General features: G+C 34.9%; 15 protein-coding genes and 1 tRNA gene. 9 read left to right on the plus strand and 7 right to left on the minus strand.

What is annotated here, in order from left to right; translation table 11 throughout:
- Positions 1-22 precede the first annotated feature (22 nt).
- Entirely contained in the window at positions 23-616 is a 594-nt protein-coding gene (locus ACFSQS_RS14465; RefSeq protein ID WP_388020521.1) for an ankyrin repeat domain-containing protein, read from the minus strand.
- A gap of 227 nt (positions 617-843) precedes the next feature.
- Between ACFSQS_RS14465 and ACFSQS_RS14470 the strand changes: the two genes are divergently transcribed.
- Complete coding sequence (locus tag ACFSQS_RS14470) at positions 844-2943, plus strand: helix-turn-helix domain-containing protein (protein WP_388020524.1); 2100 nt, start codon at positions 844-846, stop codon at positions 2941-2943.
- 611 nt (positions 2944-3554) lie between these two features.
- Here the strand turns inward: ACFSQS_RS14470 and ACFSQS_RS14475 are convergent.
- Positions 3555-3627, minus strand: a tRNA-Gln gene (locus ACFSQS_RS14475).
- 212 nt (positions 3628-3839) lie between these two features.
- Between ACFSQS_RS14475 and ACFSQS_RS14480 the strand changes: the two genes are divergently transcribed.
- Together ACFSQS_RS14480 and ACFSQS_RS14485 are read left to right on the plus strand one after the other, a co-directional pair.
- Positions 3840-7154 (plus strand): protein O-mannosyl-transferase family, encoded by a 3315-nt coding sequence (locus ACFSQS_RS14480; RefSeq protein ID WP_388020527.1) that lies wholly within the window; start codon positions 3840-3842, stop codon positions 7152-7154.
- A 15-nt stretch (positions 7155-7169) separates the two neighbouring features.
- A complete protein-coding gene (locus ACFSQS_RS14485; protein ID WP_388020530.1) occupies positions 7170-7862 on the plus strand; it encodes a polysaccharide deacetylase family protein in 693 nt (230 codons plus the stop codon).
- 740 nt (positions 7863-8602) lie between these two features.
- On the opposite strand, the gene ACFSQS_RS14490 is transcribed toward ACFSQS_RS14485, so the two are convergent.
- Genes ACFSQS_RS14490 through ACFSQS_RS14510 form a run of 5 tightly spaced genes read right to left on the minus strand, consistent with a single transcriptional unit; the run spans position 8603 to position 15654 of the window.
- Complete coding sequence (locus ACFSQS_RS14490) at positions 8603-12073, minus strand: efflux RND transporter permease subunit (protein WP_388020533.1); 3471 nt, start codon at positions 12071-12073, stop codon at positions 8603-8605.
- Positions 12074-12086: 13 nt separating this feature from the next.
- Complete coding sequence (locus tag ACFSQS_RS14495) at positions 12087-12470, minus strand: four helix bundle protein (RefSeq protein ID WP_388020536.1); 384 nt, start codon at positions 12468-12470, stop codon at positions 12087-12089.
- 39 nt (positions 12471-12509) lie between these two features.
- The gene (locus tag ACFSQS_RS14500; protein WP_388020539.1) at positions 12510-13682 is read right to left on the minus strand and encodes an efflux RND transporter periplasmic adaptor subunit; all 1173 of its coding nucleotides are present in this window, start codon (positions 13680-13682) and stop codon (positions 12510-12512) included.
- A 25-nt stretch (positions 13683-13707) separates the two neighbouring features.
- Positions 13708-15045 (minus strand): TolC family protein, encoded by a 1338-nt coding sequence (locus tag ACFSQS_RS14505; RefSeq protein WP_388020542.1) that lies wholly within the window; start codon positions 15043-15045, stop codon positions 13708-13710.
- 3 nt (positions 15046-15048) lie between these two features.
- Entirely contained in the window at positions 15049-15654 is a 606-nt protein-coding gene (locus ACFSQS_RS14510) for a TetR/AcrR family transcriptional regulator (protein WP_388020545.1), read from the minus strand.
- A 128-nt stretch (positions 15655-15782) separates the two neighbouring features.
- Here ACFSQS_RS14510 and ACFSQS_RS14515 point away from each other — a divergent pair, with 128 nt between their 5' ends.
- The 6 genes from ACFSQS_RS14515 to ACFSQS_RS14540 all read left to right on the plus strand — a co-directional run bounded on the left by ACFSQS_RS14515 (position 15783) and on the right by ACFSQS_RS14540 (position 20447).
- Positions 15783-16754: a polyprenyl synthetase family protein gene (locus tag ACFSQS_RS14515; protein ID WP_388020548.1), complete on the plus strand. Its 972-nt coding sequence runs from the start codon at positions 15783-15785 to the stop codon at positions 16752-16754.
- Positions 16754-17104, plus strand: a complete 351-nt coding sequence (locus ACFSQS_RS14520) for a hypothetical protein (RefSeq protein WP_388020551.1) — start codon at positions 16754-16756, stop codon at positions 17102-17104. Before ACFSQS_RS14515 ends, ACFSQS_RS14520 begins: the two co-directional genes overlap by 1 nt.
- 222 nt (positions 17105-17326) lie before the next feature.
- Positions 17327-17761: an RrF2 family transcriptional regulator gene (locus ACFSQS_RS14525; protein ID WP_388020554.1), complete on the plus strand. Its 435-nt coding sequence runs from the start codon at positions 17327-17329 to the stop codon at positions 17759-17761.
- Between the two features lie 137 nt (positions 17762-17898).
- Entirely contained in the window at positions 17899-18630 is a 732-nt protein-coding gene (gene ric, locus ACFSQS_RS14530) for an iron-sulfur cluster repair di-iron protein (protein ID WP_388020557.1), read from the plus strand.
- 213 nt (positions 18631-18843) lie between these two features.
- Complete coding sequence (locus tag ACFSQS_RS14535) at positions 18844-20004, plus strand: hypothetical protein (protein ID WP_388020560.1); 1161 nt, start codon at positions 18844-18846, stop codon at positions 20002-20004.
- The gene (locus ACFSQS_RS14540; RefSeq protein WP_388020563.1) at positions 19980-20447 is read left to right on the plus strand and encodes a hemerythrin domain-containing protein; all 468 of its coding nucleotides are present in this window, start codon (positions 19980-19982) and stop codon (positions 20445-20447) included. The genes ACFSQS_RS14535 and ACFSQS_RS14540 overlap by 25 nt, the downstream gene beginning before the upstream one ends.

Genomic DNA, 20447 nt, shown 5'->3' on the forward strand with positions numbered 1-20447 from the left:
TTAAGTTTAGTTTATTGTTAAATTACTGTAACATCATTGCAACAACAGGTCGTGCTTTTTGCAATTCATTTAAATCAAGTTCAAAACCCATTGGTTTTAGTTGCTGTGTTAACATTTCATAAATAGGTTTCATTTGATCGAAATCTCCCATAACAATTCCCCTAGGTGTAGCACCAAAATTATTACGAATGGTTTTATCTGCTTTTGCATCAATAAGTAACTGTACAATTTCTATACGTCCAAAGAATGCTGCCGTATGTAAAACCGTTCCGCCATCATTATTTTTTACAGACATATCTGCATTTGCATTGATAAGTACTTTAGCGATTTCAGGTTTATTAAAAGTGGCTGCAGACATTAAAGGTGTAGATCCACTCATAGGTTCTTTTTGATTAATATCAGTACCTGCTTCAATATGTTGCTTAACGGCATCCAAATTTCCTGTAAGTACAGCTCCATGAATATCTATATTGGGCTTGTTTACTGTTATTTTTGTTTTAACATTACTATCTGAGCTTGTTTTCTTGTCAGATTGTGCGCATGAACTTGTTAATAAAAGGCTAAAGAATAACATCTGAACGGTCTTTCTAATTGATGTAATTTTAAGTGTTTTCATGATTTAAATTTTTAATGATTACTACCTTGATTTTTGTTTCTACAAAGATGCGACACTAAGCTAGCTGCCTGATAATCGGCATGAAGCCAATTGTATCAAGTTTAATGAGAGGTTGAAAATTATGACGCAGAAGTATAAATTATGACGCAAGCAACCATTTTTTAACAAGGCACTTTAAACTTATAGCGGCACGTTGATTAAATAAAAATTTCTACATTTGAAACAACATGGCTAACATCTCACATCAAGGAAAATTTATTGAGCAAGCTGAGGCACTTATTTTAGCGAATATCTCTAATGAGCAATTTGGGGTGTCAGAATTAGCTGGCCTCATGAATATGAGTAGATCAAACTTGTTGAGAAAGATTAAGAAACAAACTCAACTTAGTGCTAGTCAATTTATTCGTGAAGTTCGGCTTAAAAAAGGGATGACGCTGTTAGAAGAAACGGAACTTACTGTTTCTGAAATATCGTATCAGGTTGGATTTAGTAATAACTCTTATTTCATTAAGTGCTTTAGAGACTATTATGGGTATTCGCCAGGCGAAGCTAGAAAAAAAATAGGTGAACAAACAGAATTAATACAAGAAGATAACCAAACCGCAGAAGCTATTGAAGTTACTAAAAAAGGTTTTTTTCTACAGTACAGAGCTCAAATAATATTAGTATTTGCTTCGGTTTTAACCCTAGTAACATTCTTGTTTTTCCAAAAAGAAACGCCCAATTCCGGTATAGAAGATGTTTACTTTAGAAAATCTATAGCCGTATTGCCGTTTAAGAATATGAGTAGCGATTCGAATAATCTGTATTTTGTGAACGGACTTATGGAGTCGACACTAAACAATTTGCAAAAGATAGGAGATCTCCGAGTAATAAGTAGGACCTCTGTAGAAAAATATAGAAATACCGATAAGACCATCTCAGAAATAGCGGAAGAACTTAATGTCAATTACTTGATTGAAGGAAGCGGGCAACGCGTTGATAATCAGGTTTTATTGAATATTCAATTGATTGACGCATCAAATGATACACCAATATGGGCTGAACAGTACAATCATAAAACGGAAGACATTTTCTCCTTACAAAATGTCGTCGCCAAAAAGATTACAGAAGCGATAAAGGCAACAGTTACACCAGCAGAATTACAACAAATTGATAAAAAACCAACAGAAAACTTACTAGCCTATGATTATTACTTAAAAGGGCTTGATCGATTGCAAGAAGAAACTAAGGAGGGCTTGGAAGCTGCTATTATTTTATTTGAAAAAGCGATAGACCAAGACCCTGAATTTGCGCTCGCATATTCTGATATTGCGATTGCATACTATTATTTGGACTTAAACCAAGCCGAAAAAAAACACAATGATATTATCAACAATAATGCAGATAAGGCATTGCTTTATGATGCCAAATCTGCCAAAAGTTTAATTGCAAAAGCTCTTTACTACATTAATGTTAATGAATATCGATTGGCTGTACCACATTTAGAAAAAGCTTTAGAATATAATCCCAATTCGTCTTCTGTGGTTCAAATACTTGCCGATTTGTATTCGCGAGCAATTCCGGATACAGGTAAATATTTGCAGTACGCCTTAAAAGGTTTACAGCTTGATATTGAAACAAACGATTCAATAAGCAAAAGCTATATGTATTTGGCTTTAAGCAATGCCTTTGTTCAAAATGGTTTTACAAATGAAGCAAAGAAGTACATAGATTTATCTTTAGATAATAATCCAGAGAATAATTATGCACCATATTTAAAAGTATTTATACAATACGCTCAGCATCAAAATATAGAAAGGGCTACAAATGCATTAGAGAACGAATGGAAAAAAGATACAACACGTTTAGATATAATGCAGGAAGTGGCAAAGTTTTATTATTTCCAAGAAAAGTATGATCGTGCGTTTTATTACTATGATAAATTTGTAAAAATCAAGGAAAGTAATGGGTTAAGCATGTACCCACAAGAAAATCTAAAAATTGGATTGGTATACGATAAAATGGGCTTACATGAAAGTGCTGAAGATTTTTACAAAGCATATGCCGAATATTGTAAAAATGACCAATCTATATACCAGCCAGCTAGTTTGGCCATGAAATACTTACACGAAGAAAACCCAAATCTTGCTATTGAGCAATTAAAGCTATTTGCTACTAAAAATAATTATCAATATTGGGTTTTGTTGTTTATTGAAGAAGATCCCTTAATGAAAACTTTAAAAAGTCATCCAGAATATCATGAAGTTATTCAAAAAATTAGAGATAGATTCTGGGAAAATCATAATGAGCTGAAAAAATCATTAAAAGATAAAAACCTACTTTAATTCAATTGATTTAAAATAAATTTTTAGGTGCTTTTTGATAGGAAAAGCCTACAACAATGCAAAACCTGAACTAAAAATCAAAACCGAATTATTTTCGGAATTTATCAAGTGGCGGAATTTCTGACTCAATCGGAACTGAAAAAGTTAGCTGAATAAATAACTCGCTGAGTTCAATCAAACGCTGGAAAAACAGAATATGAAATTAATTCGAAAAATTTAAAATCTGAATAAAATCAACGAAATGGGAACAAAGGGCATAATAACCCGTCCTTAATTAAGGCTACATAATTTTTAAACGTCATTAAAAAAAACAACAATTTACATACAGTTTTAGTCTAACAATTCAGTTGATTAACTAAGCTAAAAAATAGCACAAGATGTAAAACTAAACAAGTAAAGGTTTAATGCAGGCTGTCTTTTTACTTTACAATCATTTTTTTACTGATTTGCCCAAACCAGCTAAAATCAAACCGTTAGCAGAAAGTGTGATACACTAGCGCCAAATTCATCGTATAATGCTTCGCTGGGATCAATTCTAAACTTCTAGCCCAACAAACCTACTTATTCAAACAAAAAACCCTAACTATTTTCATAATTAGGGTTAATTTACGTTGGCCTACTAGGGCTCGAACCTAGACTCTTCTGGACCAAAACCAGACGTGTTGCCAGTTACACCATAGGCCATTGTGCAATTGAGGATGCAAATTTAGCACAAAGTTTTATTTGCACAAGTATTTTTTTAAAATATTTATTTACGAGCATCGTTTTATTATAAAAAAATGCAATTTTTCGCACTAACTTAACGGTATTGCTGTTTTATGTTAAGACAAACCAAATAGTTATGCCTTGTTTCATATTTATTATTAAATTCGCCCAAGCAAATAAACATAGATTTTATGGCACATGTACACTTTAAAAAATGGAACACCATTTTAGCATGGTTCTCTTTTTTTATTGCATTGATAACCTACGGCTTAACGGTTGAACCCACAGTAAGCTACTGGGACGCAGGAGAATACATTTTAACCTCGGCAAAATTACAGGTTGGGCATCCACCTGGAGCGCCGTTGTTTCAAATGCTTGGTGCTTTCTTTTCTACATTTACTTTTGGCAACAACGAACTTATTGGCTGGATGATGAATATGATGAGTGCCGTTGCTAGCGCATTCACCATTTTATTTATGTTTTGGACCATTACATTGCTGTTAAAAAAACTTGTAAGTAAGGGCAAAGATTTAAGCCAACAACAAACCATGGCTATTTTAGGTAGCGGTTTAGTGGGCAGTTTAGCCTTTACGTTTACCGATTCGTTTTGGTTTAATGCCGTTGAAACCGAGGTTTACGCCATGGCAACTTTAATTATGTCGGTTTTATTTTGGTTAGGCTTACGCTGGGAACAAGACATGGATAAACCCCGCGGAAACCGTTGGCTAATTTTAATTGCTTTTATTATTGGGCTGTCGTTTGGGGTGCATTTTATGGGGCTGTTAACCATTCCAGCCATTGGTCTTATTTATTATTTTAAAAACTATAAAACGGTTACCATTCAAAATTTTATTATTGCTAATGTGGTTTCGGTTGGTATTTTACTGTTCGTTTTTAAACTTTTAGCACCTAATATCCTTAAGATTTTTAGTGTTTTCGAAATCTTTTTTGTGAATAGTGTCGGGCTCCCATTTAACTCAGGTTCTATTATTGCTGGCCTATTGCTAGTCGCTGTAATTTTTTACGCTTTAAAGTACACGCGACAAAAACAATACATCCATTTAAATACAGCTATTCTTTGCTTAACCTTTGTTATTATTGGCTTTTCAACCTGGTTAATGCTACCTATTCGAGCCAATGCCAATGTGGTAATTAACGAAAACAACCCATCGAGTGCCAGAGAATTATTGGCCTATTACAACTTAGAGCAATACCCAGAAACCCACTTGTTTTACGGCCCATTGTTTACCGATCAATACGCGTATTTAGACGAAAACAACCCCTACAAAGACGACAAGCCTAAATACGAAAAAGATAAAGAAAAAGGCAAATACATTATTGCTAACGATTATAAAAACGCCAAACAAAACTACAACTCAAAACACGCCGCTGTGCTTCCTAGAATGTGGAGCCCAGAACATGCCGAAAATTATATGATGTTTTCCGGGTATTTGGATTTTAAGCTGAAACCCGATTACCAAATGCAAAACGAGCTCCGCAAAGCGGTATCCGATTTTAAAAACGATGTCGCTCGTGGCAATGTCGATTACGAAGATTACAACAACTTTTTAAAACGATTTAAAAATTATATCGATATTGAAAAACCCTCATTGGCATCGAACATTCTTTATATGTTGGAATACCAACTTGGGTATATGTATTGGCGTTATTTTATGTGGAATTTTACAGGGCGACAAGACGATATTCAAGGGCGATACGATAACCATGGAAATTGGATAAGCGGTATAAAACCCATAGACGAATGGCATTTAGGCTACTCGCAAAATAACTTGCCCAGCGATGTAAAAAACAACAAAGCACGAAATACGTACTATTTCCTGCCTTTAATTTTAGGGCTTATTGGTATGTTCTTCCTGTTTAACAGAGACAAAAAAACGTTTTGGATAATGCTGGTGTTTTTCCTCTTTACAGGATTAGCCATTCAGTTTTACACCAATGTACGCCCGTTTGAGCCTCGCGAACGCGATTACTCCGTTGTGGGCTCGTTTTATGTATTTGCCATTTGGATTGGTTTTGGGGTTTACGCCCTTTACAATATGCTTAAAAAATATTTGCCATCAAAACTTGCAGTACCAGCAATTACCATAGCTTGCTTAATTTTAGTTCCTGGGATTTTAGCGGCGAATAATTGGGACGACCACGACAGATCTGGCAAATACACCGCAAGATCTATGGCTAAAAAATATTTAGATTCCTGCGCAGAAAACGCCATACTGTTTACCATTGGAGATAACGATACCTTCCCACTTTGGTATGCCCAAGAAATTGAAGGCTACCGAACCGATGTGCGCGTAGTAAATACCAGCTTATTTCAAACCGATTGGTACATCGATCAAATGAAACGTAAAGCTTACGAGAGCGACCCTATTCCGTCGCAATTAACACACGAGCATTATAAACATGGCACTAATGACTATGTTATTGTTGAAGATGCAATTAAAGATACTCTTAAAATAAAAGAAGCTCTAAACTTTATAACCAGTAACAATCCACGATCTAAATACAAATATATCCTGCAAAAACAAGGTGTTGATGTGTCGCAAATACGAAGTCAAGATTTAAACGCCAACTATTTGCCAACACCACATTTAAGACTTCCCGTTAATAAAGAAAACGCACTTAAAAATGGTATTGTAAAACCAAAAGATGCCGATAAAATAGTACCGCACATAGACATTAACATCACCGGTGGTGCCGTTTACAAAAACCGTCTTTTAATGTTAGATATTGTAGCCAATAACGAATGGAAACGCCCCATCTATTTTACCGGTGGTGCCTTTGGAGACGACGATTATATCTGGATGAAAGACTACCTGCAACTTAACGGTATGTGCTATAAATTAGTGCCTATTAAAACCCCTGTTGACAGAGCAAATCCTTTTGATATGGGTCGCGTTGACAGCGATTTTATGTACAATAAAGTTGTAAATTGGAGTTGGGGCAATAGCGGTAGCCCAGACATTTACCACGATGTTGAAACCCGCAAAAACTCGATTACCTACCGCGGGAATTTAGCTCGTTTAATAGAGCAGCTCATCAATGAAGATAAACTGGACAAAGCCGAGGAAATTGCAGACATAGCCATGACCAATATGCCTGTTGAACATTTTGGTTTTTACACCCTTTTAGAGCCTTACATTAGTGCCTATTACGAAGTTGGCAATAAAGAAAAAGCACAACAACTATTTAAAGAGGTAGCTAATAAATATCAAGAAAACCTAACCTATTACAGCGGTTTAAAAGTTGAAAACCAAGAGCGTTTGTTTGAAGATATTTATACCGATATTCAACGTTATAAAAGCCTAATTGATGTTTTAGTGGAATACGATATAGATTTTGCCGAAACCGAAGGCGATATTTTCAATAATTATCTAAAGCTATTTAAGCATTTTTATGGCGATGATGAACTTGAAGAACAACAACAACGTACGGATTTAGACATTCAAACAGATAGTAATAGCTTACAGATAGATACAGCTAATTAATTCCAGATTAAGGCCATGACCTTAACCCCTGTAAAAACACCCATGTTTGTTAAGCGGATGTTTCCAAATTATATTTGGAACATCCAAACAACCAGCAAAACCATTTATCTTACTTTTGATGATGGACCTACGCCAGAAATTACAAATTGGACGTTAGATGTTTTAAAACAATACAACGCCAAAGCATCTTTTTTTTGTATTGGCAATAACATTGAAAAGCATCCTGAAATTTTTAATAACATCATAAATGATGGTCATACTACTGGAAATCACACACATAATCACATAAAAGGTTGGAAAACAAAAACCAAAGATTATTTAGCGAATATTTCTGAAGCTCAAAATGTTATAAAATCTCAAATTCTAAAAAATAAATTCCAAGATCTGGACACACATCATTCAAAAATAAAAAATCAAAAATCGTTAATCGTTAATCTCTTCCGTCCGCCATACGGACAAATAAAACCAAAACAAGGCAAACAACTCATTGGCTTAGGCTACAAAATAATCATGTGGGATGTGTTGTCTTTTGATTGGGATACTACAGTATCATCTAAAGATTGCTTAAACAATGTAATCTCTAAAACAAAAAATGGGAGTATTATTGTTTTTCACGATAGTGTTAAAGCTTCAAAGAATATGCAGTATGCTTTACCAAAAGTTTTGGAATATTTTAGTGAAAAAGGATATAGTTTTGAATCTATATAAACACTTTCAGAATTCATGCCATTATAAATATTGTGTAGTCCTAAATAACCGATACAGATTATTAAAGGATTTAATTTATTTTAAAGTCTTGGCTTTTCTTTTTTTTAAGATGATAGTTTTTTTCTTTTCCAAAACTACATTGTAGCCCCTAACCCCGATTTGGCAATTAATGCTTTTTTTGTTACTGATGATTTTTTGTGCGCTTGCCTTAGCGCTCAAAGTTGGTTTTGATATTGATGGCACAAATAGTATTGGCTCCTACTATTATAAAATTCGTAATCCTTGAAAACCCTAAATGGATATCACAAAAAAATTGGTAAGCAGTATTAGTAGTGTAATGCTTTAAAAACATAAGTACGACTCTTACCTTGGGGCTAAAGATAATTTTTTTAACAAATGCTTCTTCTTTAACCTAAACAGCCTCGGCTAAATAATCCCAGGGAATAGCTGAGCAAATCTGACCTGGGGCACTTTTAAAAAACGGGTATAAAACGCATCAAAACTATCAGTAGCAGATTAAAACAAATAAAACGTGCTAAAATCCTCTGATTCTCTGCGTTTTCATGTTTGTAGATAAAAGAAAAAAAACGTTTTGCCTCTCAATAGCCTTTTTCGGGGTTTTTACTTAATTCCATTTACTAAAAAACTTCGGTTTTAATGTTTTCTGAATGTGCTCCGCTATTAATCGAGTTAGTCGCCAATTAATATTTATCTTTATTTAACACTTGCACTACGAGATTTTATTTCTGGTAAACCCGGTCTTTATAAAGCCACATTTTAAATTTGGTTACTAAATAAAATAAAATTGGCACTACAATTAAGGTTAAAAATGTAGCTATTAACAATCCGTAAATAACGGTTTTGGCCAATGGCCCCCAAAAAATTACATTATCGCCACCTATATATATATCGGCATCAAAGTCGCTTAGCAGTGTAAAAAAGTTTATGTTAAAACCAGTTGCTAACGGAATTAAACCTAAAATGGTTGTAATGGCCGTAAGTAAAACAGGGCGCAAACGCGCTTTACCACCTTGAATAATTACTTCAATAAGATCGTTTTTAGGCAAATATTGATGGTCTTCAAGATTGTCTTTAATTTTTTTTCTGTCTATTAAAAGTTGGGTATAATCTAACAGTACAACACCATTGTTTACTACAATACCAGCAAGCGATATAATACCCATCATGGTCATCATTATTACAAATGAAGCGCCCGTAATAACAATGCCACCAAACACACCAATAAGGCTTAAAAATATGGCGAGCATAATAATTCCTGGTTTTGAAACCGAATTAAATTGAAATATTAATAGAAAAAATATAAGCCCCAAACCAGTAAGAAACGCACCATTTAAAAAGTTCTGTTGTTTTTCTTGCTCTTCGATTTGGCCAGTATAATCAATTTTAACGCCATTGGGTTTTTCTGTAAAGCTTTTCATCTCGTTTTGTATTTGAGATACAATGGCGCCTGCATCAATAAAACCAGGTGCTAAAGCAGAATAAAGCGTTACCACACGGTTAACATCCCGGTGTTTTATGGCGCTATAGCCCGAATTGTTACTGTGTTTTGCTACGGCAGAAACAGGAATTTCCTTTATTTGGCCAGACGCCATATCCCTAAAGGTTATTTTTTGGTTGAAAATGGCGCTGGTATTATACCTGTTTTCTTCGTTAAAACGAACGTAAATATCATAATCTTCACCATCTTTTTTATAAATGCCCGCTTTGGCACCAAAAATGGAGTTACGTAATTGTTGCCCCACTTGTCCGGCATTAACGCCTAATTCGCCTGCTTTTTTTCTATCTACAAGAACTTGCATTGTGGGTTTTGATTTGTTAACGTCAATTTTTAATTCATCAATACCTTGAATGTTTTTAGAGTTGATAAAATCGCGCATTTTTTCGGCCGTGGCGATAAGCTCAGAATAATCATCGCCTTTAAGTTCTAAATTAATAGGGTATCCAGCAGGGGGTCCAGCAACATCTTTTTCTACCGAAATGGCCACACCCGGATAAATGCCTTTTAAATCTTCTTGCACTTTTTTAAGAAGCTCGTTACTATCAGCGCCTCTTCTAAATTTATATTCGCGCATTGTGGCTGTAATTTTACCGCGATGGGGCATTTCTGCAGCAGACCCACCATCGGTCATTGGGTTACCGGCACCTTCACCAACTTGGGATACGGCACTTTCTGTTAAGAAATTGTAACCGTTATCTATATAGGCTTCGTTATTTATAATTTTATAAACGCGCTCTTCAATATCTTTGGTTATAGCATTTGTTTTTTTAATATCGGTACCTTCAGGATATTCAATGTAAACAATAATTTGGTTTGGTGTATTATCTGGAAAGAATTCCACTTTAGTACGCTGGCTTCCAACCGAAGCGCCAAAGCCCATAAACGCTATAAAGAGCAGTACAACCGTTGCAACGGTTATTAAAACGGGTTTTTTTCCGCTTAATGCAAACCGCAGTGATTTTTCGTAAATACGCTCGTATCTTGGTAAAATGCTGTTTTGAAACTCGTTGGCCCATCTTCTAAGGAACAATCTGTAAATCCAAAGTAATAAAACGGTAATTAGCATTAGAGAGCCTAGGCCTCTATAATTATCGCTCATTATAACAATTAATAGGCCAATTACAGTGAAGATTACCGAGATTTTAATAATTTGTTTTAAGGGCATATTCTTGTCTTCGGTAGTCATAAATTGCGACACCATTACCGAGTTAAAGAAAATAGCCACAACCAAAGATGAGCCCAATACTACAGAAAGGGTAACGGGGAAGTATATCATAAACTCGCCCATAACACCGGGCCACAAGCCTAAAGGAATAAATGCAGCAACTGTTGTAGCGGTTGATATAATTATAGGATAAGCTATTTCGCCAATGCCTTTTTTAGCGGCCTCTATTCTTGGCATGCCTTCAGACATGAGGCGGTACACGTTTTCTACCACTACAATGCCGTTATCAACCAACATACCTAGCCCCATGATAAGCCCAAAAAGAATCATAGTATTCATGGTGTAGCCTAAAGCATTTAAAATCATGAGCGACATAAACATAGACATAGGAATGGCAAAGCCAACAAACAGGGCGTTTCTAAAACCTAAAAAGAACAGTAGCACGGTTACAACTAAAATGATTCCGAAGATGATATTGTTTACTAAATCATCAACTTGACCAATGGTTTTTGATGACTGATCGTTGGAAATTGATACTCTTAAATCTGGCGGAAACACATTTTCTATGGCCTGATTTACAATTACTTTTATTTGTTCTGCAGCGGCCACCATGTTTTTTCCGGCACGTTTTTTTACATCCAGCATAACAACGGGCTTTCCAAACTCTCGGGCATAGGTGGTTTTATCTTCGTCTTTAAAAGTAACGGTTGCCACGTCTTTTAAATATATGGGGTTGTTGTTCTCAGACTTAACAACAAAATCCTCCAATTGGCTTGGGTTGCTTATTTCGCCAATAATTCTAATAGTACGGCGTTGCCCGCTGGTTATTAAATTTCCGGCAGACATGGTCATGTTTTCTCTACTGATGGTATTGATAATATCGTCAAAACTTACTTGGGCGGCCATCATTTTATAAATATCTACGGCCACTTCAACCTCTTTGTCTTGGGCGCCACGAATATCGACTTGCTTTATTTCTTGCAGGCTTTCAATCTCATCTTCAAGGTATTCGCCGTATTCTTTTAGTTTATCAACAGGGTAGTCTCCCGAGATGTTGATGTTTAAAATTGGTATTTCTTCAGACATACTCAAATCGAACACATTGGGTTCTACTTTGGCGTTATTAAATGTTGGCCAGTCTTCGCCAGATTTTTCAGAGTCCACTTCGTCTTTTACTTTTTGTTTTGCAGATTCAACTGAAATATTTTCATCAAACTCAACAATAACTATCGAGTAATCTTCTTGCGATGTCGAGGTTATTTCAACTACATTGCTTACCGTTTTTAAACGATCTTCAATGGGATCTGTAATAAGTTTTTCTACGTCTTCGGCAGTATTTCCGGGGTAAACAGAACTGATGTATATTTTGGTTTCTTTAATTTCAGGAAAACTTTCTCTGGGCATTTTAAAATAGGCACCAGTACCCAATATTAAAATAAGCAGAATTAAAACATACATGGTGGTTTTGTTGTTTATTGCCCAGGATGACAAGCCAAACTCCTTATCTATTTTATTGTTTTTAGTCATTAGTTTTTAGTCTTTAGTCGTTAGTGTTTTGGTCATTAGACTTTAAGTATTTTTGAAGCGATGAGGTTATTTTTGATAGTTCTTCTAATTGAAGTCTGTTGTTGTAATCTTCTTCTGTGTTAAGATACCCGAGTCTTTTAGCTATGGTTGAGCAAACAACACATTCTTTTATTGAGCCATTTGAAATATTTAGAAATCTATTGAACTGAGCATTTGTGCCCCCGGCGCCTTCTGCAATGTTTAGAGCAATTGAAATTGAAGCCATTCTAAACTGTGAAGTTAATGCGTAATCTTCCTTTATGGGAAAATTATTGGTAGAATTATAAGTGGCATCAATAAAATCTAATGCCTTTTGATATAGTTTTAAATCTTCGAATTTGAATTTAATTACTTTCATAAGTTTTAGTGTTTAATTCTATAGACTGACGACTAAAAACTAATGACTATCTAAGATTTTAACTTCCTGCCCGTCTTTAACGCTGCGTGCGCCTTCGTTAACAATTTCGTTGCCATCTTTTATGCCCGATAGAATCTCAATAACATCACCTTGGGTTTTTCCGGTTTTAATAATAACACGTTTGGCAATGCCTTCGTTTTTTTCGTTTTTATTGTTTACTACATAAACGTATTGTTCGCCATTAGCGTTTTCTGAGATAATACTAAGCGGAATTAACAAAGCGTTCTGGTTGGTGTAATCGTTAATTTTTAGTTTTGCCGTTAAATTGGGTTTTATGCTTTTATCTTTATTAGGAACAGCAACCTCTACTTTAAATGTGCGGTTTGCAGGGTTTATAAAGTTTCCTGCTTGTCTTATTTTGGCATCAATTACTTTTCCTAAAACGGGGAATTCTACTTGTACGCTTTTGTTAAGGGTAACATCGCTTATGTAACGTTCTGGCACGTTGGTTTCTATATACATATCGTTAAGGTTTACAATGCGCATTAGCGGTGTTTGTCCGGCGCCAACAACACTACCTTGTTCTGTAATTACATCATCGATGGTACCAGAAAAAGGCGCTCTCACAACCGTTTTGGCCATTTGTTGTTTTATTTGATTTACGGCTTCGGCCTGTGCCTCGTAATTGGATTTTGCTTGTAGATACTGGATTTCGCTACCAATTTTTTGGTTCCATAAACGCGCTTGACGCTCGAAAGTGGTTTTAGATAATGCAGTTTGGATTTTGGCTTGGGCCAATTGTTGGCTTAATCCGCCATCGTCGATTTTAGCTAATATCTGCCCTTTTTTTACGGGCTGTCCTTCTTTTACATATACTTTGGTAAGTACGCCGTTATATTCTGGATATAATACCAAAAGGTTTTTGGTGTTTACATTGCCTTGCAGTTCTACATAATGTGCAAAGACTTCCTTTTTAGCTTTAAATGTGGTAATTAAAGGTACTTTTTTTGTGGTGTCCAAAACGGCAATTTTGTCGTCTAATTGTTTTAATTGCAAAGCCATTTCTTGTTGTTGAGCAACAATTTGGGCGCGTTTTAAACGCATAGTCTCCAAGTTTCCGGATTCGATTGCTTTTTCAACAGATAGCTTTTTGCCTTCTCCGCAAGATGTTATTAGAAGTGTTAGGATGAGTAATGAATGGATATATTTCATGATTAGTGTTTTTTTTGATTGATTGTTATAGTCGATTTAATGCCGTTTCCAATGCTGCTTTTTTATTAATTACATCAAGCATGGCTTGTAAAAATTCTTGTTGTGCTGTGTATAATTGGGTTTGCGCCTGCCTTAGCTCGAAACTGGTAGCAATGCCTTCATAAAACTTGGTTTGATTTTTTTGTTCGATACGTTCGGCGAGGTTTAAATTTTGTTTTTTGTTGCTGTAATCTTCAATAGCAAATTGGTAATCGCTTTTTGCCGATGCTATTTGCAGTTTTATTTTCTGCTCGGTTTCGGTTAAGGTTTCTTTAGCTTTTTCAAGATTTATTTTAGCGCGTTGTGTAGCGGCGCTTCTTCCGCCAGAGCTAAAAACAGGAATATTCATGCTTAGGCCCAACAGCGATGAGCCAAACCATTTTTGATCGCTCTTTAAAAAATCGAAATCCTTATTGTTGCCAGAATATCCGGCATTAACAAACCCTCTTAAAGTGGGCAAGGCTTTACTTTGTTCTAGTTTAACTAGTAGTGCTTTGGCTTTTTCATCGTTTTTAGAAATCTTATAATCTATTGTGTTTTCAATGTCTTCTTCAGCGTTAATAAGTTCTATAACAATATTTTTTGCAGTTAAGCCTTCTAAATTATCGGTTAATACGGTGTTTGTGTTTATATCGGTTCCCAAAGTAATGTTCAACATTTGATACGCCAATGTTTTTAAACGCGACGTGTTGTTTAAAGTGCTCTCTAAGCCAGAAAGCGTAATTTGCAATTGCTCCACACTTTCTTCGTCGCCCAATCCGTTTTGGTAAATTTTAGTGGTTTCGTTAAGGTTTTTCTTTAAAACTTCAATATTGCGTTTTAGTATCTTTATGCTTTCTTCGGCAAGAAGCACATTTCCGTAGGCATTAATTACGGCTTTTCTAACCTCTAAATTTGTTTTTTCTTTGGCATTTTTCGAAATTTCTAAAAATACCTTGGCCGATTGTAAACCCACAAGGTACGAGCCATCAAAAATTAATTGTTCTAACTTTACAGTGCCATTCATGGTTTGTTTTGTGCCAAAAGCCACCTCGGCAAATTCGCCTACATTCCCGCCAAAAAATTCTGCGGGAATTAAAGAGACTTGCTGTTTTAGCCAATTGTTATAATCTATACTAGCACTAATTTGTGGCAAACCTATAGTTGTGGTTTCCCATTTTTGTTTTTTTGCCGCTTCAATATCCAAAGCTGCCATTTTAGAGCTGCGGTTGTTTTCTATGGCATAATCTATGGCTTCTTGTAAAGATAAACTAGGTGTTTGACCTTGCGAAAATATGGCAAACGAACAGCTTAGTATAAAAATTAAAATGAGTTTGGTTTTCATTATTTATGATTGATTTGATGTCGTGAATTGTTTTAAAATATCGAGTCCCTTTGGCGTACAGATACCCCGTAAGTGGTATTCCAGAAAATTACTCATTAGCATATCCATCGAGAATTTTTTAAGCGGAAATAGATCCTTGTTTTTAATAGCCACCATGTTGTTAAAATATATTCTTGCTATAAAATCTACATTAATCGTGTTTCTGTATAAATCTTGATTGATGCCTTTGTTTAAATTATTGATAACACAGGTTTGCATAATTTCAAACTGTTTGTGTTTTATAGTGTTGAATATTTTCGGGTAATATTTTTGAAGCTGATCCTGTGGCGAAGATTTTTCGTCTTTTAAATGCTCCATTACAAATTTTTTGATGCTGTAAATTTCCTCTATCGGATTTTTATCCAAAGCGCAAATATGGTCAATACCACAAGATATAGAGTTGAATAAGTTAAGCGTAGTGGCCTCAACCAGTTTCGTTTTATTATCAAAATGTTGGTAAATGGTTTTTTTAGATACGCCCAAAGTATTGGCAATATCGTCCATGGTAACGCTTTTAAACCCATAGTTTAAAAACAAATCTGCTGCACCTAAAAGTATTTTTTCTCTCATAACAAGTGGCAAAACTACAACAGGAAACTTTAAAAACCAAAATAGTTTCCAAAGTTTTAATCTTTTTTTAACATATCCTTTTTTGTGTTCTGGTTTTTAATTATGCTTAATTACGCTATTTTTGTTCGATGCTTTCCATAGAAAAATACCAAGAAGAGTTTGTTGGGTTTTTAGGTAAATACCCAACGCCAAAAGATCCGGAAACCTTATACGCCCCTATTCAATACATCTTAAATTTAGGTGGCAAAAGGCTGCGGCCCGTGTTAACCTTAATGGCTGCCCATATTTTTAGCAACGATTACAAAAAAGCACTAAATGCTGCATTAAGCGTAGAAGTGTTCCATAATTTTTCTTTGGTACACGACGATATCATGGACGATGCCCCACTACGCCGTGGCCAACAAACGGTACACGAAAAGTGGGATGTAAACACCGGTATTCTCTCTGGCGATGCGATGCTGATTATGGCATACCAGTTGTTCGAGAATTATAACGCCCAAACGTTTCAAGCATTGGCTAAACTGTTTAGCAAAACAGCATTACAAGTTTGCGAAGGCCAGCAATACGACGTGGATTTTGAAAACAGAAACGATGTAACCATTGCCGAATATTTAAAAATGATTGAATACAAAACCGCGGTTTTGGTTGGTGCCGCCTTAAAAATGGGTGCCATAGTTGCAAACACCTCGGAAGAAGACCAAAACAATATTTACGAATTTGGAAAAAACCTAGGGATAGCCTTCCAACTTCAAGACGATTATTTAGATGCTTTTGGCAATCCCGAAACCTTTGGCAAACAAGTTGGTGGCGATATTATTGAAAACAAAAAAACCTATTTATACCTAAAAGCGCTTGAGTTTTCAAATGAAAATGATAGACTAAAATTAAAAAATTTGTTCAGTAATTCTGATGCATCAGAAAATAAAGTAGAGTCTGTAAAACAAATTTTTAAAGCCTCAGGATCTGCGGAAGCTACAAAAAAAGCGATTGAAGATTATACCAAAAAAGCGTTTTTAGTTTTAGAAACTTTACATATTTCTGATGATAAAAAAGCACTTTTAAAAAACTTTGGAAACAACTTAATGAATAGAACCGTATAATGCAATTGCCAACCACCTTTGAGGCCTTATTTGAAGAAGCAAATCAATACGATCTCTATCATAAATTAGTAAAACAGCTCAATAAAGATTTCTTATTGGCCAATATAGATTTGGGGTTTCACGAAGCCATTTTACCAACAAGTTTAAAACTGTTGCTGCACGACACCGTTTACAAACTTATTGAAGACAAATTTACCGACTACTTAAATTTGCTTTACATTGTTGATGTGCCCGAAAAACAAGTAAAAGCCTTAGACGGAAGCGATACACTAAAACTAGCCGAAGCCGTATCGTTTTTAATCTTAAAACGCGAGTGGCAAAAAGTATGGTACAAAAACAATTTTAATTAATATCATTTCTGTAATTAATCGCGACATATAATTCGTTTCTTTTTTTACCATTTCTGCATTATAAGAATAAAACGCAGCTATGGCTATGCTTGATTTTTCTGCTTCGAACTCATAAAAAACAATTCAAATTATTTATATCGCTTTTCATAATAGAATTTATATAAGATAAATTTGTCCTAATTAAAATAATATTATACATTTGCATTACATTAAAACTGTAGTATGTTTTCTAAAGCTTGCGAATATGGCATAAAAGCATCTATTTTTATAGCAACAAATTCTTTTAAGGGTAAGCGTGTAAGCCCTAAGGAAATTGCCATGCAAATAGATTCTCCGCAAGCTTTTACAGCTAAAATTTTGCAGGCCTTGGTAAAGCACGACATAGTAAATTCAATAAAAGGTGCCCACGGTGGTTTTGAAATTAGCAGAGGCAAAATAGCAACAATTAAACTAAACCACATAGTAAATGCCATTGACGGCGATTCTATTTATAACGGCTGTGGTTTAGGATTGCATAAATGCGACGAAGCACACCCGTGTCCCGTACACGATAAGTTTAAAACCATTAGAGAAGGTTTAAAAAACATGCTGGAAAACACAAGTTTAGAAGAGTTGGCACTCGATATTAAATCTGGTGTTTCATTTTTAAAGATTTAAAATAAATATAATTGAAAAAACCTCAATATATAATTGGGATGAGTTCAACTTACGGTTTTCTATCTGAAAATTGAGTTTCACTCAAAAAAAAATTTGAACATAAATAGGATAAAACTATCCGAAATAAATAATTGCTTATGGTAACATTACAAAACGACACAGAAAAACAAATCGGGCAATTTGTGGCCGAAGATTATAGAACAGCAGCGGTTTTTTCGAAATATAAAATAGATTTTTGCTGTAATGGCGGAAGAACGATTAGCGAAGCCTGCAAAAAAAAAGACATAGACAGTAGCGTTTTATTAGACGAGCTTAATAGCGTTTTAAGCAGTAAGGGCGGAGAATCTATAGATTACAAATCGTGGCCATTGGATTTGCTGATTGATTACATTGAGAAAAAACACCACCGTTACGTAGAGGAAAAAATCCCTGTTTTGCGCCAGTTTTTAGATAAACTGTGTCGCGTACATGGCGGGCGCTATCCTGAATTGTTAAAAATAAACGAGCTGTTTACCGCATCGGCAGGCGAGTTGGCAGCACATTTAAAAAAGGAAGAACTTATACTGTTTCCTTTTGTGAAAAAAATGGTAAATGCCAAATTAGAACAAGGCGCAGTACAATCGCCACAGTTTGGCACCGTTGAAAACCCTATTGCTACCATGATGCAAGAACACGATAACGAAGGCGAACGTTTCAGGGAAATTGCAGCCTTAACAAACGATTACAACCCACCAGCAGATGCCTGTAATACTTTTAGAGTTACCTATGCAATGCTACAGGAGTTTGAGCAAGATTTACATTTGCACATCCATTTAGAAAACAATATTCTGTTCCCTAAAGCTGTAAAGTTAGAACAGCAATTTAATTAATAGCAACCTTTAAAACGACTTTGGTCAATTATTAAAACCTAGTATGTTTTCCCTAAAACATACTGGGTTTTTTTTGTTTCTAATTAATTTTAACATCGCTAAAAAATATTATTTCGTATTTTTGTAAGCCATAATATGCGTTTGCAAAAAACATCCAAGATACCTAAAAAACTTACTGTTATATGCTTAATTAATTTTTTAATTGCAGCTGTTATGGGTTTGGTATTGCGCTATGCATTTGTTGGCGAAATTGGCTTAAACTATCGTTATTTAACACACGCACATTCTCATGTTGCTATGTTGGGCTGGGTCTATTTAATGCTGTTTACTTTAATGGTACATTACTTTACCTCTAGTAAGCTTCCAGTTTTTAAAACCCTGTTCTGGGTTACCCAATTTTCTGTTGTGGGCATGATGCTTAGTTTTCCCTTTCAAGGTTATGCGGCGGTTTCCATTATATTTTCAACCTTGCACATTTTGTGTAGTTATTACTTTGTATATTTAATATGGAGACACCATAAAGTTAAATCTTTAGTACCGCGGTATTTACTAAAAACATCACTTACTTTTATGGTAATTTCTACTTTTGGTGTTTGGTGTTTGGGGCCAGCGGTATCTATGCTTGGCCAAGCTTCAGCTTTTTATCAAATTGCGATTCAGTTTTTTTTGCACTTTCAATTTAACGGTTGGTTTTTAATAGCTGTTATCGCTGTGTTTTTTTATTTGTTTCAGGTTGAATACTCAAAACTGTTCAGGCTTTTTTTTAAATTGCTAATTGCTTCAACCGTACTTACTTTTGCCTTACCAATTCAATGGTTTGCCCCTCATAACATGTTGCTTTATATTAATGCTTTGGGTACGGTGCTTCATCTTATTATGGCTTTCTTCTTTTTAAAATTAATACAACCTAAACTCTTATTGGCATTACAATCGCAACCCAAACTTGTTATTCGCTTATATCAATTTTCAATATTCTGTTTTGTGTTAAAAATAAGCGTGCAAACATTGGCGCTTTTTCCAGAGTTTTCTCAAATGGTTAATACACACAGAAACTTGGTTATTGGTTTTATTCACCTTTTAATGCTTGGCGTTATTACGGGGTTTTTATTTTCGTTTATTATCCAAAGCCAACGGGTAAAACATAATAAAACGCTTTTTATTGGTGTTTATACTTTTATCGCTGGATTTATCTTAACAGAATTAACTCTGGCCATTCAAGGTGCAGCTTATTATTTTGGCAAAGGGTTATTGCCTAATTATTTTCTTTTGCTTTTTCTATTTAGCATACCATTGGTTTTAGGAATTGCTCTTATAATATTAAACATAATAACATATAATACAAATACATTATGCACACGCAACTTAAACCGTTAAAACGGCACACAGCACTACAACCGTTAAGTAGGGAACACCATTTTGGGTTGTTGCTTTGTTGGAAAATACAAATGGGATTTCGAAAAAATATTGATCCAAAGCGCATTAGGGTTTATGCCGATTGGTTTTATAAAAATCATTTAATACCTCATTTTGAAATTGAAGAAACACATGTTTTTACCATTTTGGAAAAAGACGACAAACTGATAAAAAAAGCACTGGCAGACCATAGACGCATAAAACGATTATTTGCTGAAACTAACGATGATGCTATAACCTTAAATAAAATTGAAGAAACGCTAGAACAGCATATCCGGTTTGAAGAGCGCGTGCTTTTTCCTGAAATTCAAAAAATAGCCACCGAAGCCCAAATGCTTCAAATAGAAAAAACGCACCAAGCAGAAAATTTTAAAGACAATCTGGATGATGCGTTTTGGAAGTGA

The sequence above is a fragment of the Gelatiniphilus marinus genome (assembly GCF_042684345.1).
GTDB lineage: Bacteria > Bacteroidota > Bacteroidia > Flavobacteriales > Flavobacteriaceae > Gelatiniphilus > Gelatiniphilus marinus.